Source organism: Ruegeria sp. CDSC002, from assembly GCF_059610905.1.
The window spans coordinates 80,637-99,856 of the sequence record NZ_JBXWOM010000011.1; the positions used below are offsets into that span (position 1 = coordinate 80,637).

Sequence of the window (19,220 nt, forward strand, 5' to 3'; positions counted from 1 at the left end):
CTACCGATTATTTCGCTGCAGTTTCGCACCCAACGTCGCCATCAAAGGTTCAAAAATCGGGAACGAAGTGGCGATCGGGCCCGCATCGTCGACGGTTACACCCTTTTTGGCCCCCATCCCCAAAATCATGAACGACATGGCGATCCGGTGGTCCAGAAAGCTTTCGCAGGTGCCGCCACCGGGGACGTTGCCGATGCCCAACCCTTCAACCGACCACCATTCATCACCTTCTTCGACAGTTACACCATTGGCGCGCAGGCCCTGGGCCATTGCGTCGATCCGGTCGCTTTCCTTTACGCGCAGTTCTTTTACGCCGCCCATCATCGTGACACCGGTGGCATTTGCCGCAATCACGGACAAAACCGGGTATTCATCAATCATCGAGGCCGCGCGTTCCGGTGGAACATCGATCCCCTTCATATCCGGCGAGTACTTTGCGCGCAGATCGGCGACAGGTTCGCCGCCCTCTTCGCGCTCATTCTCATAGGTCAGGTCTGCACCCATCTCGCGCAGCGTAGTGAACAACCCCGCACGGGTGGGGTTCAGGCCGATGCCCGGCACCAAAACGTCCGACCCAGGCGTGAGCAGCGCCGCGCAGACCGGAAAGGCCGCGCTGGACGGGTCGCGTGGCACGGCGATGACCTGCGGTTTCAACTCGGGGCGACCAGTCAGAGTGATAACCCGGCCCTCATCGGTGTCCTCAACGGTGATTTCCGCACCAAAGCCCGCCAGCATCCGCTCGGAATGGTCCCGTGTGGCCTCTTTCTCGATCACCACAGTTTTGCCGGGGGCATTGAGGCCAGCCAGCAGCACCGCAGATTTTACCTGGGCGGAAGGCACGGGTACCTCGTAGCGCACCGGCGTGGAGTCAGCCGCGCCAACGATAGTCATCGGCAAGCGCCCCCCTGAACGGCCCACCGATTGCGTTCCAAACAGCGCCAGCGGATCTGTGACCCGCGCCATGGGGCGTTTGTTCAGGCTAGCGTCGCCCGTAAAAGTCGCCGAAATCGGACAGGTCGCCATCGCGCCCATAATCAAGCGAACACCGGTGCCCGAGTTGCCGCAATCAATCACCTGATCGGGTTCGGCAAAGCCACCGACACCTACACCATGCACAGTCCATTCGCCGCCGCCATGGTCAGTGACCTCAGCCCCGAAGGCGCGCATGGCCTTGGCGGTGTCCAGAACATCTTCACCTTCCAACAGACCCGAGATCCGGGTCTCGCCCACGGCCATCGCACCCAGGATCAGCGACCGGTGCGAAATAGATTTGTCACCGGGCACCTCTGCGGTTCCGGTCAGCGGGCCGCAGGGATGCGAGGTCATCGGGATGGGCGTGCCGTGTCCGGACATGGGGGCTCCTGTTTTCGCTATCAGTTCAAGGCGGATTAGCGAATTGGGGCCGGTTGGTCCAGCCGCAATCAGTCTTTGCGGCGGAAGGTCAGGTAGTGTGGCGTACGGCCTTCACGCAGGGCCTTCTGTTCATAGCGGGTGGAAATCCAGTCATCCCAGGGCTCGCGCCAGTCAGCAGGACGCTCGGCCAGCCATTCGAACCCGGCGCGCGGCACCTCTTCCAATGTCTGGCGCACATAGTCGGGAATGTCCGTAGCAACGCGAAAAATAGACCCCGGCTTCAGGGCACGGGCCAAAGGCTCCAGATGTTCCTGCGTCACGAAACGGCGACGGTGGTGCCGTGTCTTGGGCCATGGGTCGGGATACAGTAGGAAGGCGCGAGAGATGCTGGCCCCGGGCAGAACATCGAACAGATCGCGCACATCGCCCGGATGCACCGCCAGATTTTCAACCCCGGCTTGACGAATCTTACCCAACAGAATCGCGACGCCGTTAATATACGGTTCGGCCCCAATAATGCCGATATCGGGGTTGCTGGCAGCCTGGTGCACAAGATGCTCACCCCCACCAAAGCCGACCTCAAGCCAGACGTCCCTGCCATCGAACAGAGCGTTCAGATCCAGCGGATGGCGTTCGGGATTGGTTTCCCAATCCACCGCACCCGGTGACAGTGCATCAAGGTCTTCGTTCAGATAGGTCTTTTGGCTGGGCTTCAGGGTTTTCCCTTTGAAGCGGCCATAGAAGTTTCTGCGCGGGCGTTGTGGGGTTTGGGTGCTCATGGCGGTGGCCATACTGCGACGCCGAGGTTGGTTCAAGAGGGGCGTAGCAATCACCGTTCAACAAAAAAGCGCGCCGATGTCGGCGCGCTTTGATAATTCGGATCAGACCGTGGCTTTCAGCGCATCGGCCAGATCGGTCCGTTCCCAGCTAAAACCGCCATCCGCCTCGGGTTCGCGGCCAAAGTGGCCGTAAGCCGCCGTGCGCTGATAGATAGGCTTGTTCATCTGCAGGTGCTGCCGGATACCGCGCGGGGTGAGATCCATTACCTGGCCAACAGCCTTTTCGATTTCTGCGTCCGGGATTTCACCAGTGCCGTGAGTGTCGGCATAGATAGACAGCGGCTTGGACACACCAATCGCATAGCTTAGCTGGATCGTGCAGCGTTCTGCCATTCCGGCGGCCACAACATTCTTGGCTAGGTAACGCGCGGCATACGCGGCCGAACGGTCCACCTTGGTCGGGTCCTTACCCGAGAACGCGCCGCCGCCGTGCGGGGCTGCGCCACCATAAGTGTCTACGATGATCTTGCGCCCGGTCAGACCTGCGTCACCATCCGGGCCACCGATCACGAATTTGCCAGTGGGGTTCACGTGCCACTCGGTTTCGTCGCTCAACCACCCTTCGGGCAGTGTTTCACGGATGTAAGGCTCAACAATCGCGCGGATGTCGGCGGAACTCAGCGCTTCGTCCAGGTGTTGTGTCGACAATACGATCGAGCTGACACCCACAGGTTTGCCGTCACGGTAAACGACCGACAATTGCGACTTGGCATCAGGACCCAGCGCGGGTTCGCTGCCATTCTTGCGCACTTCGGCAAGACGGCGCAGGATCGCGTGTGAATACTGGATCGGTGCCGGCATCAGCGCAGGCGTTTCCGTGGTCGCATAACCGAACATGATGCCTTGGTCACCGGCACCTTCGTCCTTGTCTGCGGCGGCATCCACACCTTGGGCGATATGTGCGGACTGTTCGTGCAGCAGGTTCGTTACCTCGACGGTTTCGTGGTGGAACTTGTCCTGCTCGTATCCGATGTCTTTGATGCAGGCGCGCGCAATCTCGTCGATGCGGCCCATGTAGTCGTGCAGCTTTTCCTGATCAGTCAGACCTACTTCGCCACCGATGACGACCCGGTCGGTCGTAGCAAAGGTTTCGCACGCCACGCGCGCTTCGGGTTCTTCATTCAGAAATGCGTCAAGCACGGCATCAGAAATCCGGTCACAAACCTTATCCGGGTGTCCTTCGGAAACGGACTCCGAAGTAAATGTGTAGTTCTGTCGGGACATGAAAGTGCTCCATTAAGGTTTTCCCATCACGCCAGGAAGCCGTTGTGATGAGCATGCAAGGGGATACGCACCATGAAACACAGCGTCAATCCAAAATTACCGTTGTTGTCTTCTGGCGTTGCGTGAAAGCAGCGCATAGAGCGCCAACAGCGCGACAAAGACCGGTGCATCACCCAGCCGGGCGTACACTGTCGGAGCCAGCGCACTGGGCAATGTCGCATCGACAAAACCGGCCTGCCCCAACGGCAAAGCTTCTGTAACCCGACCCAGCGGGTCAATCATCGCCGACACTCCGGTATTTGCCGACCGCATCATTGGCAACCCTTGCTCGATGGCGCGCATTTGCGCCTGAGCCAGGTGCTGATACGGCCCCGAGCGCGTTCCGAACCAAGCGTCATTGGTGATCTGCAGCAGAAAATCGGCACGACCTGGTGCAGACAAGACATCCTGCGTAAAGACCGCCTCATAGCAGATAAGGGGTAACGCCTTCCCCAGCTTGCCAGCGTCCATCAGTGCCGCACCCGGTCCGGAGCTAAAGCCATTGCCGGTGGTAGCAGCCATTCCGTAAATTCCGAACTGAGCCAAGATGTCACCAAATGGGACATATTCGCCAAAGGGCGCCAGATGATGCTTGTCATAAAGCCCCTGCTGCCGGCCATCTTCATCCAGATAGATCATCGAATTGTAAATGCGCGGGCCGTCCCCTCTCTGAATACCCAGAAATACGGGCGTCCCCTGCGCGGCATCGGCGATTGCGGTCAGATAAGGCTGCGCACTGCCCAGCCATGCAGGAACCGAGGTTTCCGGCCAGACAATCAAATCCGGTCGCGGGGCCGCCGCCGTAAACTCTAGTTGTCGGGCAAAAAACAGCGGGGCGTAATCCGGATCCCATTTCTGATGCTGGGGTGCATTTGGTTGAATGAGGCGGACAACATTGTCAGTGTCCGTAACAACCGGGCGCGACATGGCATAAATCAATGCGAAACACGCGGTTCCAACGGTCAGGACTGACGGAACCACATAGCCATCGCGCCGCGACAGCGCGGCCCCGAGCGGCAAAGTCGCCAGCAAAGTCACCGCGCCCAGCCCATATGGCCCGAACAGAGACAATAGCTGCGCGACCTGTGTATTCACCCAGACCTGCGCCAGCCCCGCCCAGGGAAACCCCGTCAGGACATACCCTCGGGCAAATTCCAGCAGTGAGATTGAAATCGCCAGAAACACGGCCTGTGATACGCCATCGCTGTCGGGACGCCGCACCAGCCAAAAGGCAAGCGCCCAAAACAGAGCGAGGCCGCCTGCCATGAATGTCAGGGCAAAAGGCGCCATCCATCCGTGACGCTGGACATCAACGAGGAACGGTTCGACAATCCAACTGAGCGCATGTGCGAAATACCCGGTCGCGAAGGCCCAGCCCAACCACGCCGCCCTCGCCCGCGTCTCAGTCGTAAGAAACAGAGGCGACAGCAGGATCAGTGCGATCACTGTTGCCGGCCAAATGCCGAACGGAGCAAGCCCAAACGCCGCGATCGCGCCCAGCAGAGCTACGGATATTAACCGCAACCAAAACGGCCAGCCCTGTGCAGGGTTCATTCAACGCGATCCGGCAACATGACACGCAGACGTTTGATCCGGCGCGGGTCGGCGTCAATCACCTCGAACTCGGGACCTTCGGGATGCAACACGACCTCGCCCCGTGCTGGGACGCGACCAGACAGCATGAAGACCAATCCGCCCAAGGTGTCGATTTCTTCCTCGTCCACGTCCTCGTGACTTGTCAGAGAACGCCCTATCTCGGCCTCAAATTCCTCCAAGGGGACGCGGGCTTGCACGACATAGTAGCCGGGCTTTTCCTGTATCCAAAGCTGGCCTTCATCGGCATCGTGCTCATCCGCAATCTCACCGACCACCTGTTCGATCAGATCCTCGATCGACACCAGACCATCAACACCGCCGTATTCGTCAATCACCAGCGCCATATGGCGGCGTTCGGTCTGCATCTTCGTCAACAACACGCCAATAGGCATCGACGGCGGCACAAACAGCAAAGTGCGCAGCATCGAGACCAGATCAAACTCTGAACCCGTGCCATTAAATCCGTGCGTAAGCGCAAAATCCTTGAGGTGCACAAACCCCAAAGGCGTATCAAGCGTTCCCTCGTAGACGGGGATCCGGGACAGGCCGCTGTCGCGGAAAACCTGGGCCAGCTCATCCTTGCTGATTGTCGAGGGCACAGACACGATTTCCGCCGTCGGAATAGCCACATCTTCGACCCGCATTCGCCGCAGATTGATCATGCCGCGAGGCTGAACCATGTCGACCTCATGTCCATTGGTCGCGCTGACCTCTTCGTCGCTCTGCGGCGAGAACGCGTCCACTATTCGAGAAAAGAAGCCAGCATTTTTGCTGGCATTTTCACCGCTGTCCTTCGGTTGCGCGCTCTGCGCCGCCATAGAACTGCCGTCTGTATCGCCCATAATCCTGTTCCAAATGATCGGCCAATGCGGCCACTATTACATACTATATGGGTCATCTATACCCATTTTGCCAAGTATCTCGACTTCGACCTCTTCCATCAAAGTGGCGTCGGGGTCACGGATGTGGTCATAGCCCAGCAAGTGTAACACTCCGTGAATGATCAGATGCGTGACGTGATCGTCCATAGTTGTGTTGGCGTCGGCCGCTTCGCGTGCGCAAGTATCAAAGGAAATCGCAATGTCGCCTAGCGCGATTTCGCCCGTAAAGTCTGGCGCGGGTCGGGCAGGTCTCTGCCCCGCTTCGTCAGCGGTCAGCTCTTCGGCTGGCCAACTCAGCACATTGGTCGGAGTGGGCTTTTCCCTAAATTCCGCGTTCAGATCAGCAATTCGCGCATCATCGCAGGCCAGCAGGCTGACTTCGCACAGCTCGGCGTCCAGATCGCAAAAGTCCAAAACAGCCTTTATCGCGCGCACAGCCAACGGTTCAAGCTGTTGCCAGCGCGCATCTTCGATCGTCACTTCCAGGTTCATCTCACCGTGTCCAAAGCCCTGTGGCCGCAACCGGGACGACTATGCTTTCTCGCGGCCCGAGTCGGCCTCATACGCTTCGATAATGGCGGCCACAAGCGGGTGGCGCACAACATCCTTGGACGTGAAGTAGTTGAAGCTGATGTTTGGTATCGTATTCAACAAACGCTCGGCATCGGCCAGCCCTGACTGAACACCGCGCGGCAGGTCAACCTGCGAGCGGTCACCGGTGATCACCATTCGGCTACCTTCACCCAGACGCGTCAGGAACATTTTCATCTGCATGGTCGTGGCATTCTGCGCTTCATCCAGCACAACAAACGCATTCGCCAGCGTACGTCCTCGCATGAAGGCCAGCGGCGCAATTTCGATTCGCTTTTCTTCAATCAGTTTGGCCAACTGCTTTCCGGGAAGAAAGTCATTCAATGCGTCGTACAGCGGCTGCATGTAAGGATCGACCTTGTCTTTCATGTCGCCGGGCAGATAGCCCAGCTTTTCGCCAGCTTCGACTGCAGGGCGGCTGAGAATGATCCGATCTACATGGCCTCCGATAAACATCGACACGCCAGCGGCCACGGCAAGATAGGTCTTACCTGTACCGGCAGGGCCAATTCCAAAGGCCAGTTCGTTCTGGAACAGCGACTGGACATAAGCCTTTTGCGCATCCGTGCGCGGCTCGACCAGTTTCTTGCGCGTCTTGATTTCGACCGTGCCGCCTCTGAACATCTCAAGCTGATCACCGTCGCGGCTGCCGGTTCCCGTCTCCGAGCCACCCATCCGCAACTCGCGGTCCACATCGGCCGCTTCTACGTCACGTCCGCCTTCCAGGCGTGTGTACAGCGCCTGCAGAACCTCGATGGCCTGCTTCTGGGCGTCTTCATCACCCATAACGGCCAACTGATTCCCGCGGCGCACAATTTGAATAGATAGCTTTTGCTCAATATCTGTCAGATTGCGGTCATATTCCCCGCACAGGTCTATTAACAATCGGTTGTCTGGAAACTCAACAAACGCTTCGCGCTGAGGCATTTCATCTTGCGGTGGGTTTAGGGCACCGATGGCCAATCCGCTCTCCTGTCTTGGCGTTTCACCTTGAGCGTAGACAGGAAGTCTTGGTGGGCGCAAGCCACAGTTTCATTTTTTCCGCCCAAATGGCAAAACCGCCAATGCGCCCGGCCCGTGCGCTGCACCTGTTGGCGCCGCTGTTTTAGTCGGCGTGTCAGAACCGATAGTTCAAACCCAGCTTCAGACCGCGATATTTTGGTGTCGATCTGGTTGAGGTTCCATTGCCGAAATCCACGTTTTCAGCGCTGAACTGAACGTATTCGAACTCACCCGTGATCGACCAGTGTTCGGTCAGGTTATGTTCGGCTCCGATGCTGGCGGTAAAGCCGCTGCGTCGGCCGCCACTTTCGAAGAATTGAGAGCCCCCCTGGACGGCCTGTCTGCTTGTTGTGTTGATGTCGCCATTCACATATCCAGCCGACACAAAATACAACACTGTACCGCTTTTATTGGTCAGGCCATTGCGCAGCCGAATCGAGAACACGTCCGATATTTCGGACCCGCCCGTGACCGTCTGGCCGTTGATCTGGTTGGAGGCGTCATCGCTAAGCGAGCCGAACTCGTACCCAAGCTCAAACCCGTAAACATAGTCGCGCCCGCCGCGCGCAGGCAAAACGCCGCGCCACCCGGCACGCACGCCACCCAACGAACCGCTCAGGTCCAGGTCGCCTACTTCCGAGGTTCCGCTGGGTCCAGTCAACCCAAATCGATCGTCGCCCCCGAAAGCGTACGCGCCCGTAGCACCCAGATAAAAGGCGCTGACGTCACTGCCGAACCGTTTTGGGTTGACGACAGGAGGGTCAGAGAGACCTTGATCCAGATTGCCTGCAGCGGTCACGCCGGGAAGCACCGAAACAGCGATCGCGGTTGTAAGGGCGGATCTCAACAGCCGCCCAGAAAAACGTTTCAAAGTCTTCACTCGTACCCTTTCCATTCACCGACCTGCCCATCCCGTCGGCAAGAGATGAGGTTTCCCAAAGGCACAAAACACTCGCCCCCTAAGCAACCTGATTTTTCTCGGAACATAATTCCGAGTAATAAATCAAGGGTAAATTTGGAATTAACAAATCCGCATGGTTTCCAAAATCCAAATAACGGACGCGTTAGCGCAACGCACCCGCCAGTGAATTTGCGCCCGATGACATGATCCGGACATCGCGCAATTCGCCCACCGCAACATCAGCGTCAGATACGTGAACCGAATGAAGATACTCGGATTTTCCGACCATCTGACCTGGCAGACGACCCGGTTTTTCAAACAGAACTTTCACGTCCCGACCAACCATCGCGTCCTGAATCTCGCGCTGGTGACGGGTAATCAACCCCTGAAGCCGCTGCAGACGGTCATCCGCAGCCTTGGGATCAACCTGAGACCGCTCAGCCGCCGGTGTTCCGGGGCGGGTCGAATATTTGAACGAATACGCATATCCGTATTTGACCTCTTCCACCAAATCCATGGTGGCCTGAAAATCCTCTTCGGTCTCTTCAGGGAAGCCGACGATGAAGTCGCCGGACATCACGATATCCGGGCGCGCGGCGCGAATGCGCTCGATCAGGCGCAGATAGCTCTCGGCGGTGTGGCTGCGGTTCATTCGCTTGAGGATGCGATCCGAACCCGACTGAACCGGCAGATGCAGATAAGGCATCAGCTTGTCGCACGTCCCGTGCGCCTCGATCAGGTCGTCGGCCATGTCGTTGGGGTGTGAGGTGGTGAACCGGATCCGCTCCAGCCCGTCGACCTTGTTCAGCTCCCAGATCAGACCGGCCAGCGTCATGTCACCATTCGGACCAGCGCCGTGATAGGCGTTGACGTTCTGCCCCAGCAGAGTGATTTCGCGCACCCCGCGTTCGACCAGATCGTTCGCCTCGCGCAGGATACGATCGGCGGCACGGCTGACTTCGGCCCCCCGCGTATACGGCACTACGCAGAAGGCACAGAACTTGTCGCAGCCTTCCTGCACCGTCAGAAATGCGGTCGGTCCGCGTTTTGCCTTGGGGCGGTTTTTAAGTTTTTCGAATTTGTCTTCTTCGGGGAATTCCGTGTCCAGCGCCTTGGCACCGGTGCGCGTCTTCGCCTCCATCTCGGGCAGGCGGTGATAGCTTTGCGGACCGACAACAAGGTCAACAATCGGCTGGCGGCGCATAATCTCTTTGCCTTCTGCCTGTGCAACACATCCAGCAACACCGATCTTGAGGTCGGGCTTTTCGGTCTTCAAACCTTTGAACCGGCCAAGCTCGGAATAGATTTTTTCCGCAGCTTTTTCCCGAATATGGCAGGTGTTCAGCAGGATCATATCTGCATCATCGGGGCTTTTGGTTTCCACGTAACCCTGACCGCCCAGTGTTTCCGCCATACGCTCGCTGTCGTATACGTTCATCTGGCAACCATAGGTCTTGATGTACAGCTTTTTGGGTTCTGACATGAAAACGGCCTTTGCATTCGCGGGATCGGCGTCGTCTATACCCTACGAACGCCGCTTGCAATGGCGACGCGATTACCCGATTTTGACCCGAAACTCCAGCAAGGCGACAGCGGACAGGCAATGCAATACGAATCTCTCGACTCTTTCCTGCAAACGGGCAAGTCCGCTTTGGCAAAGGGACCCCTCGCGTTGGTTTTTGTCGAAGATGACGTCGAAACTGATAGCACTATCCGTCACCATCTGAATCTGGGCTTCAAGTCCCTGATCGTTTTCATGCCGCAGGAATTTGCGCTGGACCCCGAGCTCGAGGACCGAGTTCACCGCGTCTCTCTCAGCTGCGTCCCGCGCACCGTCGTGTTTGAGACGATCAACAGGATCATTCAGGCGGCGCCAAGTTTGTGGATGTATTACTGCTTCAACGCCGAGTACCTCTTTTTTCCCTTTTGCGAGACGCGCACAATCGGTGAAATGCTGGCGTTTCACACCGAAGAACGCCGCGACTCGATGCTGAGCCATGTTGTCGATCTTTATGCCGAGGATCTGAACGAATTCCCGAACGGCGTCGCACCTGAACACGCGATGATGGATCGCACCGGGTATTTCGCCCAGGCGCGGCTGGATTCGATAAAGCACCCGAAGGAGCGCCAGCTGGATATGTCTGGTGGTTTGCGATGGCGGTTCGAAGAACACGTTCCCGCTCAAAGCCGCCGAATTGATCGGATCGCCCTATTCAAATCCAAGCAAGGATTGTCATTGCGACCGGATCACACGTTCAACGACGAAGAATACAACACGTATTCCTGCCCGTGGCACCACAACCTAACGGCTGCGGTGTGCTCGTTCCGGGCTGCCAAAGCCTTGAAAACCAACGCAGGATCTACTTTCGACATTCCGACATTCCGCTGGCGCAATTCGATTCCGTTCGAATGGTCGTCAAATCAGTTGCTTGAGTTGGGGCTGATCGAAACGGGCCAGTGGTTCTGACCCGCCTCAATGACCTATCCGGAGTCTGATCACCGCCGCAGCAACATCGGAAACCAATCCTCGCGCAAGCGCTGGCCCGGAACCATGTCATGCCCCGGAAACGGCGGCGATGTCCGGCCTGGCCGCTCGACATATCGCGCATCGTCACCAACCAGACGCAGTGAAAACGCGCGGCGGCGGCTGTCGGATTGATTTCCTCGCGCACCGTGAAGCGTGCGATAGTTGAAAGCAACCGCGTCGCCCGGATCCATCTCAAACTCGACAACCCGCATCCCTTCGGCATCCGGGTCCGGGGCCGGGATGTACTGGCCTTCGTCGGGAAAGAACCCATCTTCCGACACCCAGCGAGTCGGCAAGACCTCTTTCTCCCACCGGTGCGAGCCTGCCACACAGCGCAGTGTGGCTTGCGTGACCGGATCAAGCGGCGACCAAAAGCTGATCGTTTGCTGCCCTTCAACAAAGTAATAGGGCCCATCCTGATGCCACGGCGTCGCCATCGAGGTTCCGGGCTCTTTGACCAAAACGTGGTCGTGGAACATCTGCACTGTATCCGACTGCATCAAATCTGCTGCGACTTCTGCCGCCGGGGATTCGTGAATTACCGTCTGAAATTGTTCAATGCGCGACCAATTGCAATAATCGTCGAAAAACCGACCCGTCTGGCCTTTTTTCTTGTTCTCGGATGCATAAGGTCCGGGATCCGCCATATTCGCTGCCACCCCTTCGCGCAGGGCCTCAACGTGATCGGCAAATAGCCCTTTGATCAGGACCACGCCGTCCCGTTGATAGGTGCCGATCATTTCGTGAGTAACCAAGGGGTGCGTCATGTCTGTCTCCGTGCCGGTGGTACGACGATCTGCACATGGATGACCCCTCTGTTCAAATAATATCTTTCTAAGGTAGATTTAATTTCATGTTATATGTTTCACTTCGCCAATACGAATATGTCTGTGCTATCGGCCGCTTCGGCAGCTTGTCTGCCGCGGCGCAACAGCTGAATGTCTCACAACCGGCGCTGTCCACCGCTCTGACGCGCGTCGAATCGCATCTTGGCCATCCGCTATTTTCGCGAAAACGCGGGGCCGCGCTGGCGCTGACCCCGCAAGGACGCAGATTTATCGAAGACGCGGAAAACTTGCTGACCAATGCGGCCCGGCTTGAGAAAGCGGATCAAGTCAGTGCAACCAGGGCACAGTTGCGATTGGGGTGTTTCGTGGATTTGGCCCCTTTTTTGCTGGCCAAGGCGCTGCGCCCGCTGCGCGTGACACTGCCGGATTTGACCGTCTCGTACAAGGTGGACGGGTTCGAAGAGCTAATAACCGACCTGATCGACGGGCGCATAGATTTGGCGCTGACTTACGGCCTGAGCATGGATGCCGAATTTCAACAGCAGACCCTTTTCCCAAGCAGACCAAACGCCATCATGGCCCCGGACCACCCATTGGTACGCGCGCCGTCTGTTTCGCTGAGCGAGCTGGCCGCCCATCCGCTGATCCTGTCAAACGAAGGCCTCTCATCACAGCACGTGCTTGGGCTGTTTCGGCAGATCGGATTGCGACCTTCAGTGGCACACCGGGCGGCAACACTGGAAATCCAGCGCAGTCTTGCCGCTCATCACGAGGGGGTTGCGATCAGCTATGCCACCCCGCCCTCGGACGTCAGCTATGACGGAATGCCCTTGGTCAGCCATCGAATCCTGGATGACATCGCTGCGGAACCTGTGGTTCTGGCCCGTCATGGCACCGGCCCTACAGAGCCACACATCGCGCAGGCGGAACAGATTCTGATGGAGTTTTTGGCCTGAGTTATTTTTTCCGCAGACGGATCACCACATCGACCGACGCGATCTCAACGCCCTCGGGCGCTTCGGGCAGGCGTTGAATCACCAATTGATCCGACGGCGCATCGCTCAGGCGGCTTTCGTCTTCCCAGAAAAAGTGCGGATGATCGTGGGTATTGGTATCGAAATAGCTTTTCGAACCATCAACCGTAATCTCCTGCAGAACTCCGGCATCACAAAACGCGCGCAGCGTGTTGTAGACCGTTGCCAGAGATACCGCGTCCCCATTCTTTTTGGCCGCCTCAAACAGGCTTTCGGCAGTGACGTGCCGATGGCGTCCATCGCCGACTAAAAGCTCGGCCAAAGCGACACGCTGGCGCGTTGGGCGCAGCCCCGCGTCAACCAACCAATCTGTAGCTCTGTTCTGGCTCTGAGGTGTCATCAATCCGAAACCCAATTGTTGCTGAACCATATATAGGTGCTGTGTTCGGGTAATTTCAAATGAAATTCATTCGCAAAGAATGCCGTCTGCACAACAGGATGTGACGTGCTGCTCTTGCAGGACCTTGCATACGGGTGCTAGACGAGGCCAGATATAACGAACGGACCCCTGGCAGGAGAGGCGGCAGAATGGCCCAATTCCCGAGCAGCTTTGACAAGGACGATCTGCTGAAATGCGCCCGTGGCGAATTATTCGGCCCGGGCAATGCGCAATTGCCTGCACCTCCGATGCTGATGATGGATCGGATCACCGACATCTCGGCCGATGGTGGCGCGCATGGCAAAGGCCATATTCTGGCTGAATTCGACATCACCCCTGACCTGTGGTTCTTTGATTGCCACTTCCCCGGCAACCCGATCATGCCCGGCTGTCTGGGGCTGGATGGCCTGTGGCAGCTGACCGGTTTCAACCTGGGCTGGCGTGGCTGGCAGGGACGCGGCATGGCCGTAGGTGTCGGCGAGGTCAAGCTGACCGGCATGGTCCGCCCCGACCGCAAGATGCTGACCTACAAGATCGACTTCAAAAAAGCGATCCAGACCCGCCGTCTGACCATGGGTGTGGCGGATGGTATCGTCGAAGCGGACGGTGAAATGATTTACGATGTCAAAGACATGAAAGTCGTTCTGTCCGAAGCCTGAGCCTGACCGGCCCGAAATAAGGAGCACGCACATGCGTCGAGTAGTTGTCACCGGTTTGGGGGTTGTGTCCTCCATCGGGAACAATGCCCAGGAAGTAATGGCCTCTCTCAAGGCCGGAAAGTCCGGCATCGAGGCCAACGAGCAGATGGTCGAACACGGCTTTCGCAGCCAAATCGCCGGAACGCTCAAGATTGATCCGGCTGAGCATGTAGACAAGCGTACCCTTCGCTTCATGGGTCCCGGTGCAGCATACGCACATATCGCCATGAACCAGGCAATCGCCGACGCGGGCCTGACCGAAGACCAGGTCGTGAACCCGCGCACCGGTTTGGTGGCCGGTTCCGGCGGTCCGTCAACCAGCGCGATGCTGACAGCGCATCAGACAGTCCTGAAAACTGGTGCGACTAAGCGTATCGGCCCGTTCGCCGTGCCAAAATGCATGTGTTCGACGATCTCGGCCAACCTTGCGACCGCGTTCAAGATCAAGGGTATCAACTACTCGATCACCTCGGCTTGCTCGACCTCGCTGCATTGCATCGGCAACGCAGCCGAACAGATCATGCTCGGCAAACAGGACGTGATGTTCGCTGGCGGTGGAGAAGAGCTGGACTGGACACTGTCCTGCCTGTTCGACGCGATGGGCGCGATGTCGTCGAAATACAATGACACGCCGGACAAAGCCTCGCGTGCGTTTGACCAGGACCGTGATGGATTCGTCATCTCGGGCGGTGGCGGGATCGTCGTTCTAGAGGATCTGGAACACGCGTTGGCCCGCGGCGCAAAGATTTATGCCGAAGTGACCGGGTATGCGGCCACGTCTGATGGCCACGACATGGTGGCTCCGTCCGGTGAAGGTGGCGAGCGCGCGATGCGTCTGGCTCTGTCGACCATGCCCGAAGGGCGCAAAGTCGGCTATATCAACGCCCACGGCACCTCGACCCCGGTCGGAGATGTAGGCGAAGTTGAAGCTGTGCGCCGCATCTTTGGCGAAGGCAATGTGCCCCCGATTTCATCGACCAAGTCGATGACCGGACACGCACAGGGCGCCGCAGGCGCGCTTGAGGCGATCTTCTGCCTGCTGATGCTGGAAAATGATTTTATTACGCCGTCGATCAATGTCGACACGCTTGCCGAAGGCATCTTGCCCGGTGAAATTGCAACTCAAGTAGTTGAAAACGCAGGATTGGACAGTGTGATGACCAACAGCTTCGGCTTTGGCGGCACCAACGGCTCCATGATTCTGTCGAAGTATAACGGGTGAATGTAATGTCGGATCTTCTAAAAGGTAAACGCGGCCTGATCATGGGCGTGGCCAATGACCGCTCGATCGCGTGGGGCATTGCCAAAGCCATGCATGAGGCCGGTGCTGAACTGGCATTCACCTATCAGGGCGAAGCCTTCGGAAAGCGTCTTGAACCGTTGGCGCAAAGCCTGGGCAGTGATTTCATGGTGGACGCGGACGTCACGGATGACGCCTCGCTGGATCGCGCATTCGAAGAGCTTGGCGCGCGCTGGCCCACCATTGACTTCGTGGTTCATGCGATCGCCTATTCGGATAAATCCGAACTGACGGGACGTTTTCTGAACACCACGCGTGCCAACTTCAAGCACTCGTTGGACGTGTCGGCGTATTCCTTCATCGAGGTCGCGCGCCGCGCCTATCCGCTGATGCAAGAGAATGGCGGCACACTGCTGACGCTGACGTATCAGGGATCGAACAAGGTTGTTCCGAACTATAACGTCATGGGTGTGGCCAAGGCCGCGCTGGAATCGGCGACCCGCTATCTGGCCAACGATCTGGGCCCGGAAGGCATTCGCGTCAATGCGATCTCGCCCGGCCCAATGAAGACGCTGGCAGGCGCTGCAATCGGCGGTGCCCGCAAGACTTACAAATTCTGCGATCAGAACGCGCCCATGCGCTCGAACGCAACACTCGAGGCTGTTGGCGGCACGGCCGTTTACCTCACTTCAGATGCGGGAGCATGCACGTCGGGTGAGATCATCCGCGTCGATGGCGGCTTCCACGTTCTGGGCATGCCGCAACCCGATCACATGTGACCCGATCTTTCCCTGCCGGTGCCAAGATTTCACCATCTTTCACGGGCAGGGATAGCGGCATGAGCAAAGCCGAACATATCCTTTCCAGCAACACTCGCAGCATCCGGTCGCGCCGCAGATCCGGATTTCTGGGCACGCGTGGCATTGTCGCGTTATTGGCCCTGACCACCCTATTGTTGTTTGTGTTTTTCACACAGCCGCAGATGCGGGAAACCGTCAAAGCCTGGATCAGCCTCATAACAGGCTGATCCGACTCGTTTCCTAGATCAGTTGATCGAAACGACCTCGATATCAAATATCAGATCCTGGCCGGCCAATGGATGGTTGGCATCCAGCGTGACGGTTGCTTCATCGACCTCTACCACCGTTACCGGAACGGCCTGTCCGTCCGGCGTTTGCATCTGCAATTGGGTGCCGGGATCCAGCGGAATATCGTCCGGAATGCCTTCGCGCGGGATTTGCTGGCGCGCCGCGGGGTTGATCGGGCCATAGGCGTCCACGCAGGCGATCTCGACCCGCTTTTTGTCGCCAATGTTCAAACCCGGCATCGCCGAATCCAAACCCGGGATAATCTGGCCCGTACCAACGACGAATTCCAGCGGGTCACGTCCTTCGGAACTGTCAAAGACGTTTCCGTCCAACAGCGTTCCTGTGTAATGGATGCGAACCGTGTCGCCTTGTTTGATTTCGGTCATATTGGTCTCCGGCCTCTTTTGGGGTTTAGCGGCCAAGCCTAGGAGGTAACACGACATTGTAAACCCCACCCTCTTTCATGCCCGTTATTGTTGTGCAAACCTGCGCCGAACGATCAGGAGGGGACCGGATGCCAATCACAACCTGCATTTTCGATGCGTATGGAACGCTGTTTGATGTGGCCGCCGCCGCACGGCAAGCAGCCGGGGAACCGGGCTTTGAGAAACTGCAACTGAAATGGCCCGAACTCGCCAATCATTGGCGCCTGAAACAGCTGCAATACACCTGGCTGCGCGCAGTCACAGACGCACACGCGGATTTCTGGGATGTCACGCAGGATGGCCTCGACTGGGCGCTCGAGGCGACCGGCTTGGACGGCGACGCAACACTGCGGCAACGGCTTCTGGATCTGTACTGGGAATTGCAGGCCTATCCCGAAGTTCCAGAAATGCTGCGCGCATTAAAAGCGGGTGAGTTGCAAACAGCGATCTTGTCAAATGGTTCGCCACCGATGCTGGATGGCGCGGTTCAGTCAGCGGGTATCGGGGACGTTTTGGACGACGTGTTGTCCGTGGAAAGCGTCGGAGTCTTCAAGCCGGATTCGCGGGTCTATGACCTTGTGCAGGAACGGTTCTGCTGTGCCCGGAACGAGGTGCTGTTCGTCAGCTCGAATGGCTGGGACGCGGCCGGGGCAAGCGGGTACGGCTTTGTCACCGCCTGGGTCAATCGTGCCGGGGAACCGATGGACCGCTTGCCATGGAAGCCTGCGCATGTACTGTCCGACCTGACGACTATTCCGCAACTCGCTGGGCTTTAATGGCTTTTTTCACAACTTCTGATGACAGACGTCTTTACTTTGAGGACTCTGGATCTGGTCCGCCTGTACTTTGCCTTGCCGGGTTAACCCGCAACAGCAAGGATTTTTCGTTCCTCACGCCGCATCTGGGCGACATGCGGGTAATTGCGATGGATTACCGTGGTCGCGGACGCTCGGACCATGACCCGGACTTCATGAACTACAACGTCCTTCGCGAATCTCAAGACGCGATCGAGTTGCTGGACCATCTTGGTTTGGACCGTGTGAATGTCATAGGCACCTCGCGTGGGGGACTGATTGCCATGGCGCTTGCCGCCAGCCATCACGAACGGCTGTTGGGTGTTGTCCTGAACGATGTCGGCCCGGTGCTGGAACCATCGGGTATCGCCAAGATCATGGAATTTGTCGGCAAGCAGCCCGTTTCCAAAACACATGATTTGGCGGCTCAGGCGTTGCAGCACGTCTTGGGGCCCCAATTTCCCGGCGTGTCACTAGCGCGTTGGCGGCAGCAGGCGGAAGTCCAATTCGACGAAACGCCTGATGGTCTGACCCTCAGCTATGATCCTGCGCTGCGTACAGCGCTTCTGGAACAGGCCGCTGCAGGGCCCGCCCCTGATCTGTGGCGCCTGTTTGAAGCACTGCAGAGCATTCGAACCGGCGTCATTCGCGGCGCAAATTCGGATATTTTGGGCAAAGACACGCTGACTGAAATGCACAACCGCCACCCTGATCTTATATCGGCAGAAATACCCGACCGTGGTCATCCCCCGTTTCTGGATGAACCACAGTCGGTAGAACTCATTCGCAAGGTACTGGTCACCGCATGAGCACACTTGAAATGATCGAGGCCGCCGCCGAGCGCATCAGGGGGCATGTTCGCGAGACACCGATTCTAACCTCGCCGTTTCTGGACGAAATCGCGGGCCGCCGCGTGCTGGTGAAACCCGAGTGCCTGCAACACACCGGCAGCTTCAAGTTTCGCGGCGCTTGGTCGGCCATTTCGGCGCTCAGCGACGCGCAACGACAACGCGGCGTGATTGCCTATTCTTCGGGCAATCACGCGCAGGGCGTGGCCTTTGCTGCAGCTCAGCATGGGATTTCATCGGTCATTGTCATGCCCTCTGACGCACCGCAGCTAAAGATCAACAACACCCGCGCGCTGGGGGGAGAGGTCGTTCTGTATGACCGCGCGAACGAAAGCCGCGAAGAAATTGGCGAGGCACTGGCGTCCCAACGCAGTCTGACCCTGATCCGGCCTTACGACGAACCTCAGGTCATCGCAGGTCAAGGCACCGTCGGGCTGGAACTGGCGCGGCAGACGGCCGATTTGGGTATCGAGAAGGCGGATGTTCTGGTGTGCTGCGGCGGCGGCGGGTTGACCTCGGGCATTGCGCTGGCGCTGGAAGGCCACGCGCCGGGGCTGCGAGCCCGCCCGTGCGAGCCCCAGGGGTTCGACGACGTCAAACGGTCTTTGGCAACAGGGCATATTCAAAGCAACAACGCTGCATCGGGCAACATTTGCGATGCGATCCTGACGCCGGAACCGGGCCAGATCACCTTTCCGATTCTGAAAAGGCTGTGCGGTCCGGGCCAGTCGGTGTCCGAGGAAGACGCGCTGCGCGCCATGGCGCATGCGTTTTTGCGCCTCAAGATCGTGCTGGAACCAGGCGGAGCGGTGTCGCTGGCCTCGGCCCTGTATCGCGCGGACGAAATCGAAGGCGATGCAGTGATCGTTGTGGCATCGGGCGGCAACGCCGACCCCGAAGTCTTTGGAAAAGCGCTGGAATACCTGACCTGACAAGCCGTTTGGGCTGAGGCAACCTTACTATCGTGCGTATG

Annotated in this window: 21 protein-coding genes and 1 riboswitch; of the genes, 9 read left to right on the forward strand and 12 right to left on the reverse strand. The window is 58.0% G+C overall.

The window, feature by feature from the left end; genetic code table 11:
- The 9 genes from aroA to miaB all read right to left on the reverse strand — a co-directional run bounded on the left by aroA (nucleotide 1) and on the right by miaB (nucleotide 9,909).
- Complete coding sequence (gene aroA, locus AC2FJE_RS18780; RefSeq protein WP_282170746.1) at nucleotides 1-1,353, reverse strand: 3-phosphoshikimate 1-carboxyvinyltransferase; 1,353 nt, start codon at nucleotides 1,351-1,353, stop codon at nucleotides 1-3.
- A 68-nt stretch (nucleotides 1,354-1,421) separates the two neighbouring features.
- The gene (gene trmB, locus AC2FJE_RS18785) at nucleotides 1,422-2,132 is read right to left on the reverse strand and encodes a tRNA (guanine(46)-N(7))-methyltransferase TrmB (protein ID WP_496757603.1); all 711 of its coding nucleotides are present in this window, start codon (nucleotides 2,130-2,132) and stop codon (nucleotides 1,422-1,424) included.
- Between the two features lie 102 nt (nucleotides 2,133-2,234).
- Entirely contained in the window at nucleotides 2,235-3,416 is a 1,182-nt protein-coding gene (metK, locus tag AC2FJE_RS18790) for a methionine adenosyltransferase (protein WP_496699709.1), read from the reverse strand.
- A gap of 5 nt (nucleotides 3,417-3,421) precedes the next feature.
- Nucleotides 3,422-3,470: riboswitch (SAM-SAH riboswitch) on the reverse strand.
- A 42-nt stretch (nucleotides 3,471-3,512) separates the two neighbouring features.
- Complete coding sequence (lnt, locus tag AC2FJE_RS18795) at nucleotides 3,513-5,009, reverse strand: apolipoprotein N-acyltransferase (protein ID WP_496757607.1); 1,497 nt, start codon at nucleotides 5,007-5,009, stop codon at nucleotides 3,513-3,515.
- Entirely contained in the window at nucleotides 5,006-5,893 is an 888-nt protein-coding gene (locus AC2FJE_RS18800; RefSeq protein ID WP_108860955.1) for a hemolysin family protein, read from the reverse strand. The genes lnt and AC2FJE_RS18800 overlap by 4 nt, the downstream gene beginning before the upstream one ends.
- A gap of 36 nt (nucleotides 5,894-5,929) precedes the next feature.
- Nucleotides 5,930-6,424, reverse strand: a complete 495-nt coding sequence (ybeY, locus tag AC2FJE_RS18805; RefSeq protein ID WP_496757610.1) for an rRNA maturation RNase YbeY — start codon at nucleotides 6,422-6,424, stop codon at nucleotides 5,930-5,932.
- Between the two features lie 39 nt (nucleotides 6,425-6,463).
- The gene (locus tag AC2FJE_RS18810; protein ID WP_496757615.1) at nucleotides 6,464-7,486 is read right to left on the reverse strand and encodes a PhoH family protein; all 1,023 of its coding nucleotides are present in this window, start codon (nucleotides 7,484-7,486) and stop codon (nucleotides 6,464-6,466) included.
- A 154-nt stretch (nucleotides 7,487-7,640) separates the two neighbouring features.
- Nucleotides 7,641-8,396: an outer membrane protein gene (locus AC2FJE_RS18815; protein ID WP_496761290.1), complete on the reverse strand. Its 756-nt coding sequence runs from the start codon at nucleotides 8,394-8,396 to the stop codon at nucleotides 7,641-7,643.
- 193 nt (nucleotides 8,397-8,589) lie between these two features.
- The gene (gene miaB / locus AC2FJE_RS18820) at nucleotides 8,590-9,909 is read right to left on the reverse strand and encodes a tRNA (N6-isopentenyl adenosine(37)-C2)-methylthiotransferase MiaB (protein WP_496757620.1); all 1,320 of its coding nucleotides are present in this window, start codon (nucleotides 9,907-9,909) and stop codon (nucleotides 8,590-8,592) included.
- A 120-nt stretch (nucleotides 9,910-10,029) separates the two neighbouring features.
- Between miaB and AC2FJE_RS18825 the strand changes: the two genes are divergently transcribed.
- Entirely contained in the window at nucleotides 10,030-10,893 is an 864-nt protein-coding gene (locus AC2FJE_RS18825) for a hypothetical protein (RefSeq protein WP_496761291.1), read from the forward strand.
- Between the two features lie 29 nt (nucleotides 10,894-10,922).
- Here AC2FJE_RS18825 and AC2FJE_RS18830 read toward each other — a convergent pair whose 3' ends face one another.
- Entirely contained in the window at nucleotides 10,923-11,720 is a 798-nt protein-coding gene (locus AC2FJE_RS18830) for a phytanoyl-CoA dioxygenase family protein (RefSeq protein WP_282170739.1), read from the reverse strand.
- 86 nt (nucleotides 11,721-11,806) lie between these two features.
- Between AC2FJE_RS18830 and AC2FJE_RS18835 the strand changes: the two genes are divergently transcribed.
- A complete protein-coding gene (locus tag AC2FJE_RS18835) occupies nucleotides 11,807-12,697 on the forward strand; it encodes a LysR family transcriptional regulator (RefSeq protein ID WP_282170738.1) in 891 nt (296 codons plus the stop codon).
- Between the two features lies 1 nt (nucleotide 12,698).
- On the opposite strand, the gene irrA is transcribed toward AC2FJE_RS18835, so the two are convergent.
- Nucleotides 12,699-13,115: an iron response transcriptional regulator IrrA gene (irrA, locus tag AC2FJE_RS18840; RefSeq protein WP_058273233.1), complete on the reverse strand. Its 417-nt coding sequence runs from the start codon at nucleotides 13,113-13,115 to the stop codon at nucleotides 12,699-12,701.
- Nucleotides 13,116-13,303: 188 nt separating this feature from the next.
- On the opposite strand from irrA, the gene fabA reads away from it, so the two are divergent.
- From fabA to AC2FJE_RS18860, 4 genes are read left to right on the forward strand one after another with little or no spacing between them, the layout of a single operon-like run.
- Nucleotides 13,304-13,813, forward strand: coding sequence for a bifunctional 3-hydroxydecanoyl-ACP dehydratase/trans-2-decenoyl-ACP isomerase (gene fabA / locus AC2FJE_RS18845; RefSeq protein WP_058279458.1), 510 nt, complete (start codon nucleotides 13,304-13,306; stop codon nucleotides 13,811-13,813).
- 31 nt (nucleotides 13,814-13,844) lie between these two features.
- A complete protein-coding gene (gene fabB / locus AC2FJE_RS18850; protein WP_282170737.1) occupies nucleotides 13,845-15,074 on the forward strand; it encodes a beta-ketoacyl-ACP synthase I in 1,230 nt (409 codons plus the stop codon).
- 5 nt (nucleotides 15,075-15,079) lie between these two features.
- Nucleotides 15,080-15,871 carry an enoyl-ACP reductase FabI gene (locus AC2FJE_RS18855; protein ID WP_108860946.1) on the forward strand — a complete coding sequence of 264 codons (792 nt, stop codon included), beginning with the start codon at nucleotides 15,080-15,082 and terminating at the stop codon, nucleotides 15,869-15,871.
- Between the two features lie 59 nt (nucleotides 15,872-15,930).
- Nucleotides 15,931-16,119, forward strand: a complete 189-nt coding sequence (locus AC2FJE_RS18860) for a hypothetical protein (RefSeq protein ID WP_058273151.1) — start codon at nucleotides 15,931-15,933, stop codon at nucleotides 16,117-16,119.
- Nucleotides 16,120-16,137: 18 nt separating this feature from the next.
- Here the strand turns inward: AC2FJE_RS18860 and AC2FJE_RS18865 are convergent, their stop codons facing one another.
- Nucleotides 16,138-16,566 (reverse strand): FKBP-type peptidyl-prolyl cis-trans isomerase, encoded by a 429-nt coding sequence (locus AC2FJE_RS18865; protein WP_058273150.1) that lies wholly within the window; start codon nucleotides 16,564-16,566, stop codon nucleotides 16,138-16,140.
- Nucleotides 16,567-16,694: 128 nt separating this feature from the next.
- On the opposite strand from AC2FJE_RS18865, the gene AC2FJE_RS18870 reads away from it, so the two are divergent.
- The 3 genes from AC2FJE_RS18870 to AC2FJE_RS18880 are packed head-to-tail and all read left to right on the forward strand — an operon-like array spanning nucleotide 16,695 to nucleotide 19,179.
- Complete coding sequence (locus tag AC2FJE_RS18870) at nucleotides 16,695-17,381, forward strand: haloacid dehalogenase type II (protein ID WP_496757627.1); 687 nt, start codon at nucleotides 16,695-16,697, stop codon at nucleotides 17,379-17,381.
- Nucleotides 17,381-18,208: an alpha/beta fold hydrolase gene (locus AC2FJE_RS18875; protein WP_496757632.1), complete on the forward strand. Its 828-nt coding sequence runs from the start codon at nucleotides 17,381-17,383 to the stop codon at nucleotides 18,206-18,208. Before AC2FJE_RS18870 ends, AC2FJE_RS18875 begins: the two co-directional genes overlap by 1 nt.
- The gene (locus AC2FJE_RS18880) at nucleotides 18,205-19,179 is read left to right on the forward strand and encodes a threonine ammonia-lyase (protein ID WP_496757634.1); all 975 of its coding nucleotides are present in this window, start codon (nucleotides 18,205-18,207) and stop codon (nucleotides 19,177-19,179) included. Before AC2FJE_RS18875 ends, AC2FJE_RS18880 begins: the two co-directional genes overlap by 4 nt.
- The last annotated feature ends 41 nt before the right edge of the window (nucleotides 19,180-19,220 follow it).

Excerpts from the sequence above, each read along its gene's own strand:
- lnt (WP_496757607.1), bottom strand. The coding sequence starts at position 5,009 with ATGAACCCTGCACAGGGCTGGCCGTTTTGGTTGCGGTTAATATCCGTA.
- ybeY (WP_496757610.1), bottom strand. The coding sequence starts at position 6,424 with ATGAACCTGGAAGTGACGATCGAAGATGCGCGCTGGCAACAGCTTGAA.
- AC2FJE_RS18880 (WP_496757634.1), top strand. The coding sequence starts at position 18,205 with ATGAGCACACTTGAAATGATCGAGGCCGCCGCCGAGCGCATCAGGGGG.
- AC2FJE_RS18875 (WP_496757632.1), top strand. The coding sequence starts at position 17,381 with ATGGCTTTTTTCACAACTTCTGATGACAGACGTCTTTACTTTGAGGAC.
- AC2FJE_RS18830 (WP_282170739.1), bottom strand. The coding sequence starts at position 11,720 with ATGACGCACCCCTTGGTTACTCACGAAATGATCGGCACCTATCAACGG.
- trmB (WP_496757603.1), bottom strand. The coding sequence starts at position 2,132 with ATGAGCACCCAAACCCCACAACGCCCGCGCAGAAACTTCTATGGCCGC.
- AC2FJE_RS18860 (WP_058273151.1), top strand. The coding sequence starts at position 15,931 with ATGAGCAAAGCCGAACATATCCTTTCCAGCAACACTCGCAGCATCCGG.
- aroA (WP_282170746.1), bottom strand. The coding sequence starts at position 1,353 with ATGTCCGGACACGGCACGCCCATCCCGATGACCTCGCATCCCTGCGGC.
- AC2FJE_RS18870 (WP_496757627.1), top strand. The coding sequence starts at position 16,695 with ATGCCAATCACAACCTGCATTTTCGATGCGTATGGAACGCTGTTTGAT.
- AC2FJE_RS18855 (WP_108860946.1), top strand. The coding sequence starts at position 15,080 with ATGTCGGATCTTCTAAAAGGTAAACGCGGCCTGATCATGGGCGTGGCC.
- fabA (WP_058279458.1), top strand. The coding sequence starts at position 13,304 with ATGGCCCAATTCCCGAGCAGCTTTGACAAGGACGATCTGCTGAAATGC.
- AC2FJE_RS18800 (WP_108860955.1), bottom strand. The coding sequence starts at position 5,893 with ATGGGCGATACAGACGGCAGTTCTATGGCGGCGCAGAGCGCGCAACCG.
- metK (WP_496699709.1), bottom strand. The coding sequence starts at position 3,416 with ATGTCCCGACAGAACTACACATTTACTTCGGAGTCCGTTTCCGAAGGA.
- irrA (WP_058273233.1), bottom strand. The coding sequence starts at position 13,115 with ATGACACCTCAGAGCCAGAACAGAGCTACAGATTGGTTGGTTGACGCG.
- miaB (WP_496757620.1), bottom strand. The coding sequence starts at position 9,909 with ATGTCAGAACCCAAAAAGCTGTACATCAAGACCTATGGTTGCCAGATG.
- AC2FJE_RS18835 (WP_282170738.1), top strand. The coding sequence starts at position 11,807 with ATGTTATATGTTTCACTTCGCCAATACGAATATGTCTGTGCTATCGGC.
- AC2FJE_RS18825 (WP_496761291.1), top strand. The coding sequence starts at position 10,030 with ATGCAATACGAATCTCTCGACTCTTTCCTGCAAACGGGCAAGTCCGCT.
- fabB (WP_282170737.1), top strand. The coding sequence starts at position 13,845 with ATGCGTCGAGTAGTTGTCACCGGTTTGGGGGTTGTGTCCTCCATCGGG.
- AC2FJE_RS18865 (WP_058273150.1), bottom strand. The coding sequence starts at position 16,566 with ATGACCGAAATCAAACAAGGCGACACGGTTCGCATCCATTACACAGGA.